Origin of the sequence: Pseudoalteromonas aliena (assembly GCF_038155085.1) — a bacterium.
In the GTDB taxonomy this organism is placed as follows: Bacteria; Pseudomonadota; Gammaproteobacteria; order Enterobacterales; family Alteromonadaceae; genus Pseudoalteromonas; species Pseudoalteromonas aliena_A.
The window spans coordinates 1-10,731 of record NZ_JBAKAU010000036.1 but is presented as its reverse complement, the minus strand read 5'-3'; the positions used below and the strand labels follow the sequence as shown (position 1 = coordinate 10,731).

The window sequence follows — 10,731 nt, the reverse complement described above, 5'->3', positions numbered from 1 at the left end:
ATAAAAGCTGTAGCCAAGACCCCATACCGAACTCAGTAGTGAAAGCAAAACAGCTCGAAGTGCACAAGGCCGCCCTGACGCAACGATAGTGTAGCATGTGTTATGTGGCTCTCCACCGCTGTGGGCACTACGACATTACCGACTTCAAATAAGAGAAACCCGTTACAGCGATGTGACGGGTTTTTTCTGTTTGGGATTTAGTAAATAGCAAGAGCCCATGCTGGACTCATTCGTAGGCTCCTTTGCATATCCTTATCTCCACTACACTTTTATCCCTAACCAGATTTCACATGATGAAAAGCATAATAATACTTTAAATGATCTGATGATCACTTAGTCTCTTTTTTATTATCAATTTTTTTTATAAAGTCTTTTAACTCTATTGCTAATTATCAAATGCTCTTTAAACAATTAAACTAGCTCCATCTTGTATTTAAATACTTACATCACGACGGAGTAGAGCATGTCTCATCAAATCATTAAAGACTTACATAATCGTTACACTGCTAAGAAATATGATTCTGCTAAGCGTATTTCAGCAGATGATTTGGAAGTAATTAAAGAAGCTATTCGTCTGTCTGCTTCTTCAATTAATTCTCAACCTTGGAAATTTATCTTAGTAGAAAGTGAAGAGGGTAAGCAACGTTTACACGATACATTCGTAAATAAGCACCAGTTTAATCAACACCACGCTAAAGAGGCATCTCATACGCTTTTACTTGCCTACGATCCTAAGTTTACTAAAGAGAAGTTTTCAAAGCGTGTTGATGTAGAAGTAAGTTCAGGCCACCTACCAGCAGATATGCGTGATAACTTTATGGGTGCATATGCATTTGCAGAAATGAACACTGATGAAAATGGTTACAACGGTAGCTGGACTAAAGCGCAGGTTTATTTAGCACTGGGTAACATTATGCATACTCTGGCTCGTTTAAATATTGCCTCTACGCCTATGGAGGGTGTAGACCCAGATTTAATCGGTGAGAAGTTTAGTGAAGAGCTTGATGGCCACATTTGTGAAGTTGCACTTGCTATGGGTTACCCTGTTGTTGAGGAAGACTGGAATCACGGCTTACCTAAGGCTCGTTTAGCTGTAGAAGATATTATTACCACGGTATAACTTACCGTTATAAATAATTAGCCGAGAATATTCTCGGCTTCTCTGTTTTTAAAATAAGCCATATGCTTCACTTTCTTGAGCGTTTTCTTGCGCTACATTTACAGGGCTAAAAATAGCACTTGGGTCGATTAAAACACTGTGCTTTTCGGCTAGTTTTATTAAACCGCGCATCATATTTTTAGTTTGCGGGTCTATATCAAAGCCAATCTCCGTTAGCTTATCCAGAGGTTTAATATCTTCTTTTTTGTAATCTACGTTATCTTCGACTTTATCTACTAACAGCCCTACATGCGGAGTTTTTCCATCTTTAGTGGTAAACACAATGATAGGTTTATAGTTGAGTGTAATTTGCTCTTTTGCCGCTTCAAATAATCGATGTAGTTGCATTAAACTATTTTGTTTAATATCGATTATATATTTACTTACTTGTTTTTTATTGTCATCGGTACTCGCTTTAATAGCTTTATCCACAGTTTGTAGCAGTGATTTAAATGGTCGATCAAACTTTCCTATTATGGCTTGTAAGTCTTCATTATCTGTTTTGAACTCTTGATAAAACATTTCAAAGTTATGTAACTCAGTACTGGTTGTTGTGATGGTTGTATTGTTGCCTGTTAGGTTGTTTTCAATACGCGTAAACCAAACCTATAGTGACTCTTGCCATTTGCGTAGTTGCTCTAAGGCGTGCTTGTTACTTTATTATGTAGAGCTACCGTTTAGAATAATTCCTAAATCAAATACCGGGGTCGGCATTTCCATATAGTCTTTAACGCCAATAAAGCTTTTATTATTCGGCAAAGTAGTGGTGTCGTTGTTAAAACGCTCTGTGAGTAATATATCAAGAATTTTAAGTGAAATTGTTTTGCAGTCAACTTTAAAGTTTATTAATTCCATGCCTTTAACTTTATTTACCTATTAATGCTTAAAGGATAGAACAAAATAAATAAATAGCTTATAGAGTTACAGTTTTTAAAAGTAGGATTACTTAAATTTTGCAATCAGTGATTTAAAAGCACTAGAGAGGCTATTATCTAACTGTTTTTTACCCGTTAAAGAAAACTGTTTTAATAACTGCTCATCGCTGCAATTTTGCAGCACACTTTGAATAATAAGTTGTTTATGAGGGGTGTTTAACTCTCTCATATTTGAAGGTGCTTTATTTATGGCATGCCAAAGTACGGCTGATACTGAAAACCTATTTAGGTTTTTATCTTTAAGTTGCCTTAGTTGAAAAAGCGCATGTGGTGTAAGTGGTTCATCAGAAAAACTATTGAGTAATATACTGACAAGTTGCCAATGAATGGTTTTAAAGTGAGTTAATAGCCCGTACATAAATTCATTTTGAAATTGTTTGCTTAGATTGCCTAATTTATTACAGTCATCATGTAACGATTTGATCACTAACACTGAATGCTCAGCAGTGCTTTTATCCTGTCTAAAACCTAGCTTTACAGGTACAAACCCTTGGCTTTGCCAAAAATTGAGTAAGGAAGCCGTAGCTCCAAAGCTTGCGCCAAAAAATTTGCACTGTGGTTTAAGTTTTAATTCGCAATAGCCAATTAGTGCTTTTCCGAGCCCTAAATTGTGAGCGCTAGGGTCAACGGCTATACGCACTACGCGGGCACTTAGCTGGGTTAAAAAGTCAGTGCTGAAGCTAAGTTGTGCAAGCGTTTGCGACATTAAATGACCTTGTGGTCGACGCTCTCCTGAAATAACTAGCTCTGCTAAATCAGTATCGATATCACCTTCAATAGCAATTAAGCAAACGGCTACTAAGCGGTTGTGCTCTTCACTAATAAATATTCGTTGTGCAGGTGCATCAAGCAGGTGTCGTAAATCGTTAACACTACTTTGATAGTGTGCTTGGGCAAGTAATGCAATAACCTGTTTAAGTAGCAGCTCATCATTAATTAATGTTTGTTGGCTAATTTCACGGTGTGTTAAAGCTGATATATTAGTACAATTGGTTTCGCTAAATTGAGCGTCTAATGCCAATAGAGTGCGTATATGCTGCTCAAGAGGATCATGTTTGGCAAATCGAAGTGGCTCATCAAGCGTAACTACTTTTGCTGCTTTATAATGTGCTTTAACGTACTTGCTAAAGCGAATTGTATAACCTCGACCATTGCCCTCGTAGCCTACAAGTGTGCTTGCAAATACAACTCTTGGGTAATGCGTTAATATTTTTAATAATAGAGGCACTGGTATTGCGGCAGCTTCGTCAACAAGTAATAAATCACACTCGGGTAAATTATTGAGCAAGGCATCTGGCGGCATATAAGACAAGTTAGCCAATTGCTTTTGTGTGGGGTCGTAATTTACATTTAGTGCATTTGCTAACTGTTTAAAACTTGAATGTGTTGCACTGAATTGAGTGGCACAAAGAATTATTTTTTTATCGCTAAGTTGTGCTGCACTAAGCCCAAGCGCTGCTGATTTACCTCGCCCGCGGTCTGCATTTATCAATAGAGGCCTATTTGCTCTTCCATTCGCTACTTTTACTATCTGCTCAATACAGGTTTGCTGTGGCTGATAATTAATAGTATTGCTAGGTGGAGGCTTAGTATTATTGTTAGTAACTCCGTTTAGCTCACTAAAATGTAAAGCGGGTAGAGAATGAATAATAGAGCTAAAACGTTTGTTAAATAAACTTTGTGAAGTGTTATGCCCGAAAGACTCAATGCTACTTAAAGCAGGGTCGGGCCAAGTATTGAGTGAATTAAGCTCTGGCAGTATTAAAAATAAAATTCCGCCAGCTTTAACAGTACCTGTAAGCGCGGCTAATTTATCTGGATGCAGGCCACTAAAACCATCGTAAACTGCTGAGGTAAACTCTTTCCCTAATATTTGATGATTATGAGAGGGCCAAATGGCATTTTTTAAAGTTTCTGATTTAGATAGCGTAGCTGTATTGTCGTTAGTTATAAAAGAATTAACTAAGCGATGGCACCAAGCAGAATTGCCTGTAATAAGCACTAGCTGGCGATGGTTTGCGCCAACTAGTTGCTGAGTTAGTTTTGTAACTAACGCGTTATACAGCTTGAAGTCGTGCATATGCGGTTACTAACCATTTGCTACCAAGGTCATCAAAGTTTACTTGCACACGCGATTGCGCGCCGCTACCTTCGTAATTAAGCACAGTCCCTATACCAAACTTAGCGTGTAGTACGCGCTGGCCTAAGTTAAATCCGCTTTCTTCAAATACAGCATGGCTTACTGAGGCACTAAAACGCCCTGCAGCTGGCGGGCGCGACACTTGCGTTTTAATACGAATTTCTTCTACGCAGTCTTCTGGTATTTCACGTAAAAAGCGTGAAGGACTGTGGTACTTTTCTTGACCGTATAAACGGCGACTTTCGGCGTGGCTTATGTATAGTTTTTCCATTGCACGCGTCATACCAACATAACAAAGACGTCGCTCTTCTTCTAAGCGACCTGTTTCTTCATTACTTTGCTGTGAAGGGAACATGCCTTCTTCAACGCCCACCATAAACACAAGCGGAAACTCTAAACCTTTAGCCGAGTGAAGGGTCATCATTTGTACTGCGTCTTCATGCTCATCAGCTTGGCCTTCACCAGATTCAAGCGACGTATAAGCTAAAAACCCTTGAAGTGGCGAACTAAACTCTTCTTCTTCAGGGAGTTCGTACTGGTCGCAGGCACTTATAAGTTCTTCTAAGTTCTCTACGCGGGCACGGCCTTTTTCGCCTTTTTCAGCTTGGTACATCGCCATAAGGCCAGAGGTTTGAATCGCGTATTTAGCTTGCTCATGCAGAGTAAGGTCACTAATTTTGTCTTCTATGTGCTCTACCAGCTCTACAAATTTAGATACTGCACCTGCCGCGCGGCCAGATAAGTGCTGTTGTTCAACAATAGCTTTAGCTGCATACCAAAGCGGGAGTGATTCAGCCCGAGCACAATCACGTATATGACTTAATGTTTTATCACCAATACCGCGCGCAGGGGTGTTAATAACGCGTTCAAATGCAGCGTCGTCTTGACGATTACCTACTAAGCGTAAGTACGATAGTGCATCTTTAATTTCTTGACGCTCGAAGAATCGCATTCCACCGTAAATACGGTACTTCAAGCCTTCTTGTAGCATGGCTTCCTCGAGTACACGAGATTGCGCGTTGCTACGGTATAAAATAGCGGCGTCTTGCAATGCATTTCCTGCATTTAACCAGCTACGTAATTTGCTGCTTACAAAGCGGGCTTCGTCTAATTCGTTAAACGCTGCATAAATCGATATAGGCTCGCCTTCGTTACCATCGGTCCATAAGCTTTTACCCATACGTTCTGAGTTATTTTTTATAAGCGCATTAGATGCTTTTAGAATGGTTGCGGTTGAGCGGTAGTTTTGCTCAAGGCGAATAGTCTCGGCGTCAAAGTCAGTTAAAAAACGTTTTATATTTTCTATTTTAGCGCCGCGCCAGCCATAAATACTTTGGTCGTCATCGCCCACAATCATAATGCTTTGTGTATCGCCTGCGAGTAGCTTTAACCATGCGTACTGAATGGTATTGGTATCTTGGAACTCGTCTACCAGCATGTGCGCAAAGCGCTGTTGGTAATGGCGAAGTAGTGTAGGGTTATTTTTAAGCACCTCATAGCTACGCAGCAGTATTTCAGCAAAATCAACTAAACCAGCGCGGTCACACGCTTCTTGATACGCGGCATATACACGCAGCATCATTTGCTCATTTATATCGTAGGCTTGAATATCTTTAGGGCGAAGTGCTTCGTCTTTTTTAGCGCTTATGTACCAGCCAAATTGTTTAGCTGGCCATTTTTTGTCATCAATATTCATTGATTTTAATAAGCGCTTAATCATTCTTAGCTGATCGTCAGAGTCTAATATTTGAAAGGCTTCTGGTAGGTTTGCTTCTCGGTGATGAGCGCGCAAAATACGGTGCGATAAGCCATGAAAAGTACCAATCCACATGCCACCGACAGGTGCTTTTAAGGTTTCTTCTACTCGAGAACGCATTTCTTTAGCGGCTTTATTGGTAAAAGTAACTGCAAAAATACTATAAGCAGAGGCTTGCTCAACCTGCATTAACCACGCAATACGATGAACCAGCACTCGTGTTTTACCAGACCCAGCACCTGCTAATACCAGCATGTTTTGTAGTGGGGCTGCAACGGCATCGCGTTGTTTGTCATTTAAGCCATCGAGTAATTCAGAAACGTCCATCGTTACGCCTTTTCAATCAATAATGAAGGCAGTATAACAGGTGTTTTTGTTAGGCTAAATAAAATACTGTTTTTATGAACAGCTATTCTAAAAATAGTGTCTAAAACCAACTAGCTGGCTAGTTTTTAGCATGTATAAATAACTAAATTTAAGTATAAAAATAATCAAATTGACCTATATTTAGTAAAAAATACTAAAATATTATTTGGTATTAATTTAACTATTTGATTTTTAAACTTTAATAAATTGGCATAAAGTGTGATAGTAAGTAAATAACTAAAATTTAAAATTAATTAACTACAGAGGTGAGTATGGCTGATCAAGGTTCTGGCGGTAATGTAATTGCAGCGTTGTGTAATATCTTTTTTCCTGGTTTAGGGCAACTAGTTCAAGGGCGTATTTTATCCGCTATATTTTTTGCGCTAGCGATTATAATTAGTTATGCGCTTATATATGTATTAGTAGGCTTTGTACTTGTGCCAATTATTTACTTATGGTCGATTATAGACGCAGCACGATACCGCTCACGAAGTTAGGTATTAAATGTTTTATAAAAGCGCTTAGGGCGTGTTGCTCTTTGATGGTTGAATTTGCAGCAGTATGTTTGGTTTTTAGGCAAGGCAGAGCCTATGCAGTGTGGTTATTCCCCATAAATAGGCGATAACGCAGCATAAATGCCAAACATTCGCTGCCCTTTGGGTTCTTTCTAGGGACCATAAACTCTTTGTTGCTCGGTTTTTACTTAGCCCACTAGGTTACAAACCTTACGCCGCGATTTAATCGCCCCTAGATTGAACAAATTTTCAATCTGCAAAGTTCAACACGCCCGAATAGCGCTATTTTGCTTTTTAGGGTCGGCGTTTTGCGCTGTTTACGGGTATAATCGCGTTATTAGCGTTTAATAAGTAAAGTTATGGAATATCAATTTATACGTGACCCTATTAGTGGCCTACGCATCAAAATAAGCAGCGAACACGCAATAATTGGCCGTTGGCTAAATGAAGAGATTGGCAAAGAAAAAGTGGCTATGGTGCAAGCACTTATTACTTCGGTAAAAACAAGTTACGAGCCAGTTACCTTAAAAGGCCAAGAGATCGATTTAATACTCTCTAAAGACGAAGCCTTATTTGAAGCGCATGCCCTGCATCAAGATAGTGAAGATCTAGTAGCCTACCAAGATGATGATTTAATGCTTGAAGAAAACGGCTTAAGCAGTGGCTGTGGCTTTGAAGACTTTATTGATTTAATTGAGTCGTGGGCTGAATTTAGCGGCTCAAAGTAAAACTAAATTTATTAAAATAGTGCAGATGCATTACGCTTTTTTTATCTGTACTATTACACTAATCAAAAACGTCAGGAATGAATATGTCTGCCAATTTAAACAAGCTAGTAGTCATGCTAGAAATGCAAAATGCCATGAATACTAAAGTTCATGAACAATGGTTTAACCAAGGTTTTGAATGGTATAGAGCCATTTGGGTCGAGTGTGCAGAAATGTTAGATCATTACGGTTGGAAATGGTGGAAAAAACAAACACCAGATACCGAACAGGTAATTTTAGAATTGGTTGATATTTTCCATTTTGGTTTATCATTGAGAATTGACGGCACTACAAGTTATGAAGAGTTAGCTAAGCAATTAGAGCTGCAACTTAATGCGCCTGAGCAAGCTGATGACTTTAAACAAACACTTGAAATGTTAGCAGCATCAGCAGTTGCTGATAAAACATTTAACGCCGCTGTATTTGCAGGCTGTATGGCGCAAATTGGTATGAATATAGACGATTTATACCGTGGTTACGTAGGTAAAAACACCTTAAACTTTTTCCGCCAAGATTATGGTTATAAAGATGGTAGCTATATTAAAGTATGGAACGGCCAAGAAGATAACGAACACTTAGTTGAAGTAGTTAAAAGCCTTGATACCGAACATGCAGATTTTGCAAAGTTAGTATACCAAGGCCTAGAAGCTCGTTACCCAAAAAGCTAATTATATAATAGTGCGGTAGTCGGTTACGTTTAAGTAATCGGCTATTATATTATGTGGTTGCTTACTATCTGGGTTAGCAACCGCAAGTAAATGCTCAATGCCAAATTCTCTGGCGGCATTTAACACCGGTACACTGTCATCTACAAACAGGGTACGTTGTTTATTAAACCCTAAATCTTTTTGTACCTGATGCCATAAACTTTGCTGCTCTTTACTCACTCCGTATTGGTGAGTCGACACCACACCATCTAAATAATTATCTATGGCGGTATGCTCAAATTTAAGCATTACGTTTTCTGGGTGAGCGTTAGTTAACAGTATGAGCTCTTTACCTGCTTTTTTTAGCTCTGTTAAAAAATGAGGCACATCTTCACGCACTTGTATTAAATGCTGAGTTTGACGCTTTAATTCCATTATTGGTAATTTTAGTTGCTCTTCCCAATAATCTAAGCAATACCACTGTATTTGTCCGCTTACTGCTTGATAACGTTTATGTATGTCAGCTTTTGCTTCATCAAGGGTTATATTGCGAGTAAGTGCAACTTGCTCAGGAACAACATTAAGCCAAAAATGACTATCGAAATGTAAATCGAGTAATGTTCCGTCCATATCGAGTAAAACGGTATCGATTTTTGACCAATTTAGCATGGGCTTTTCCTTGTGAAAAGTTTATGATTAAGCACAACTGCCATGATAGCAAAATAACGCCAATGACACAGAAAAAGCACCCAACTCCACCCCAAATTATCAGCAATGATGTCGTCGCTAAAAGCCGCCTATTCACTGTTGAATCTTTAGAGCTTAAATTTTCTAATAACGAAGAACGTCAGTACGAGCGTATTCGCGGCGGTGGCCGAGGTGCAGTCATGATTGTGCCTATTACTGCTGATGACGAAATGCTGTTGGTGCGTGAGTATTGTGCTGGTACAAACGACTATCAGTTAGGGTTTCCTAAAGGGTTAATAGACCCGGGCGAAACACCTCAGCAGGCTGCAAACAGAGAGCTTAAAGAAGAAGTTGGCTTTGGCGCTGAGTTTTTTGAACCACTAAAAGTGGTGTCTATGGCGCCAAGTTATTTTAATGCCACTATGCATATTTTGTTTGCCAAGCAGCTATACCCGCAAACTTTGCCAGGTGATGAGCCAGAGCCATTGGTAGTTGTTAAGTGGCCATTAACAGATTGGCAGTCATTATTAGAGCAAGAAGATTTTACCGAAGCACGCAGCGTTGCAGCTTTGCTATTATTAAATAAGTATTTAGCGTCTGGAGCTGCCAATGAATAAATTATTAGAGCCATGTATTGAATTAGCTGAGTGTGCTGGTGATGCCATTATGTCGATTTATAAAAAAGACGATATTGGCAAGCAAGAAAAATCGGATAACACACCAGTAACCAAGGCAGATCTTGCTGCTAACGACGTACTTGTTGCTGGTTTAAAAGCCCTAGCGCCTGATATTCCTATTATGTCGGAAGAAACACCTATTCCTGCTTTAGCAGACAGACAGCATTGGCAGCGCTATTGGTTACTAGATCCTATGGATGGCACCGGTGAATTTATTTTAGAAAGTGGTGATTTTGCCGTAAATATTGCGCTTATTGAAAATAATCACCCTGTTCTAGGTGTGATTCATTGGCCAGCAAAAGGTATTACTTATTTTGCGTCAGCAAGTAATGGGGCATTTAAGCGTGAAAATGGCAACGACACTAAAATGTCGGTTGCAACGCCTGACAACCTAACGCTTGCCGTTAGTCGTAGGCAAAAAATTGAGGCAGTAAGTCAGTACTTAAATACCCAATTTGCTACTATCGCCGTTGGCTCGTGTTCGTTAAAGGCGTGCATTGTTGCAGAGGGGAAAGCCGATTGCTTTTTAAGAATCGGCCCAACTGGTGAGTGGGATACCGGTGCATCGCAGGTTATTGTAGAAGAAGCAGGCGGGTGTATTACCGATGCTGAGTTTAACCCTCTTTCTTATAACCAGCGCGAGAGCACAGAAAACCCAGATTTTATTGTTATGGGACACCCTGATTGGGAGTTTCAAAAAATGATAAGTCCGCATCAAAGGTAGAGGCTAAAGTATGCTTTGATTGCTTTTTGTTCGGTTGAACGCAATTAAGTAGTTAAAGCCTTGCATTATAAGTTTATTCCTATATTATAGCGCTCTCTTCGAAACAGGCTCGTGATTAACACGAAACTATTTCAAAGAAATTACAGGCGCGGGATGGAGCAGTCTGGTAGCTCGTCGGGCTCATAACCCGAAGGTCGTCGGTTCAAATCCGGCTCCCGCAACCAATTTCCTTAGGGATTAAGGTTACTGTAAAGCTCTAACTTAAGAGATTAAACTAAGTAGTCTACAGACTTAAAATGTACAGGCGCGGGATGGAGCAGTCTGGTAGCTCGTCGGGCTCATAACCCGAAGGTCGTCG

Annotated in this window: 9 protein-coding genes, 1 tRNA gene and 1 pseudogene; 7 read left to right on the top strand and 4 right to left on the bottom strand. The window is 39.6% G+C overall.

The window, feature by feature from the left end:
• Nucleotides 1–463: 463 nt before the first annotated feature.
• Nucleotides 464–1,120: an NAD(P)H-dependent oxidoreductase gene (locus tag V6260_RS18405; RefSeq protein WP_341595554.1), complete on the top strand. Its 657-nt coding sequence runs from the start codon at nucleotides 464–466 to the stop codon at nucleotides 1,118–1,120.
• Nucleotides 1,121–1,168: 48 nt separating this feature from the next.
• Here V6260_RS18405 and V6260_RS18400 read toward each other — a convergent pair.
• From V6260_RS18400 to uvrD, 3 genes and pseudogenes are all read right to left on the bottom strand, one after another.
• Nucleotides 1,169–2,014: pseudogene (locus V6260_RS18400) on the bottom strand (chemotaxis protein).
• 87 nt (nucleotides 2,015–2,101) lie between these two features.
• Entirely contained in the window at nucleotides 2,102–4,174 is a 2,073-nt protein-coding gene (locus tag V6260_RS18395) for a GNAT family N-acetyltransferase (protein ID WP_341595553.1), read from the bottom strand.
• On the bottom strand, nucleotides 4,152–6,317 hold the full coding sequence (gene uvrD / locus V6260_RS18390) for a DNA helicase II (protein ID WP_058549181.1): 2,166 nt from the start codon (nucleotides 6,315–6,317) through the stop codon (nucleotides 4,152–4,154). The genes V6260_RS18395 and uvrD overlap by 23 nt, the downstream gene beginning before the upstream one ends.
• Nucleotides 6,318–6,628: 311 nt before the next feature.
• Here uvrD and V6260_RS18385 point away from each other — a divergent pair, with 311 nt between their 5' ends.
• The 3 genes from V6260_RS18385 to V6260_RS18375 all read left to right on the top strand — a co-directional run bounded on the left by V6260_RS18385 (nucleotide 6,629) and on the right by V6260_RS18375 (nucleotide 8,306).
• A complete protein-coding gene (locus V6260_RS18385) occupies nucleotides 6,629–6,853 on the top strand; it encodes a hypothetical protein (RefSeq protein WP_058549182.1) in 225 nt (74 codons plus the stop codon).
• A 377-nt stretch (nucleotides 6,854–7,230) separates the two neighbouring features.
• Complete coding sequence (locus tag V6260_RS18380; protein ID WP_341595552.1) at nucleotides 7,231–7,599, top strand: YacL family protein; 369 nt, start codon at nucleotides 7,231–7,233, stop codon at nucleotides 7,597–7,599.
• An 83-nt stretch (nucleotides 7,600–7,682) separates the two neighbouring features.
• Nucleotides 7,683–8,306 (top strand): dUTP diphosphatase, encoded by a 624-nt coding sequence (locus tag V6260_RS18375; RefSeq protein WP_341595551.1) that lies wholly within the window; start codon nucleotides 7,683–7,685, stop codon nucleotides 8,304–8,306.
• Here the strand turns inward: V6260_RS18375 and yrfG are convergent, their stop codons facing one another.
• The gene (gene yrfG / locus V6260_RS18370; RefSeq protein ID WP_341595550.1) at nucleotides 8,307–8,954 is read right to left on the bottom strand and encodes a GMP/IMP nucleotidase; all 648 of its coding nucleotides are present in this window, start codon (nucleotides 8,952–8,954) and stop codon (nucleotides 8,307–8,309) included. It abuts the gene before it with no gap.
• Nucleotides 8,955–9,016: 62 nt separating this feature from the next.
• Between yrfG and nudE the strand changes: the two genes are divergently transcribed.
• The 3 genes from nudE (at nucleotide 9,017) to V6260_RS18355 (ending at nucleotide 10,597) form a co-directional block, all read left to right on the top strand.
• Nucleotides 9,017–9,589, top strand: coding sequence for an ADP compounds hydrolase NudE (gene nudE, locus V6260_RS18365; protein ID WP_341595555.1), 573 nt, complete (start codon nucleotides 9,017–9,019; stop codon nucleotides 9,587–9,589).
• Nucleotides 9,582–10,373 (top strand): 3'(2'),5'-bisphosphate nucleotidase CysQ, encoded by a 792-nt coding sequence (cysQ, locus tag V6260_RS18360; protein ID WP_341595549.1) that lies wholly within the window; start codon nucleotides 9,582–9,584, stop codon nucleotides 10,371–10,373. Before nudE ends, cysQ begins: the two co-directional genes overlap by 8 nt.
• A gap of 147 nt (nucleotides 10,374–10,520) precedes the next feature.
• Nucleotides 10,521–10,597: transfer RNA gene (locus V6260_RS18355), tRNA-Met, on the top strand.
• Nucleotides 10,598–10,731 lie beyond the last annotated feature (134 nt).

What these genes read in the sequence shown, in the direction of transcription:
- V6260_RS18405 (WP_341595554.1), top strand. Translation starts at nt 464, where the DNA reads ATGTCTCATCAAATCATTAAAGACTTACATAATCGTTACACTGCTAAG.
- V6260_RS18395 (WP_341595553.1), bottom strand. Translation starts at nt 4,174, where the DNA reads ATGCACGACTTCAAGCTGTATAACGCGTTAGTTACAAAACTAACTCAG.
- uvrD (WP_058549181.1), bottom strand. Translation starts at nt 6,317, where the DNA reads ATGGACGTTTCTGAATTACTCGATGGCTTAAATGACAAACAACGCGAT.
- V6260_RS18385 (WP_058549182.1), top strand. Translation starts at nt 6,629, where the DNA reads ATGGCTGATCAAGGTTCTGGCGGTAATGTAATTGCAGCGTTGTGTAAT.
- V6260_RS18380 (WP_341595552.1), top strand. Translation starts at nt 7,231, where the DNA reads ATGGAATATCAATTTATACGTGACCCTATTAGTGGCCTACGCATCAAA.
- V6260_RS18375 (WP_341595551.1), top strand. Translation starts at nt 7,683, where the DNA reads ATGTCTGCCAATTTAAACAAGCTAGTAGTCATGCTAGAAATGCAAAAT.
- yrfG (WP_341595550.1), bottom strand. Translation starts at nt 8,954, where the DNA reads ATGCTAAATTGGTCAAAAATCGATACCGTTTTACTCGATATGGACGGA.
- nudE (WP_341595555.1), top strand. Translation starts at nt 9,017, where the DNA reads ATGACACAGAAAAAGCACCCAACTCCACCCCAAATTATCAGCAATGAT.
- cysQ (WP_341595549.1), top strand. Translation starts at nt 9,582, where the DNA reads ATGAATAAATTATTAGAGCCATGTATTGAATTAGCTGAGTGTGCTGGT.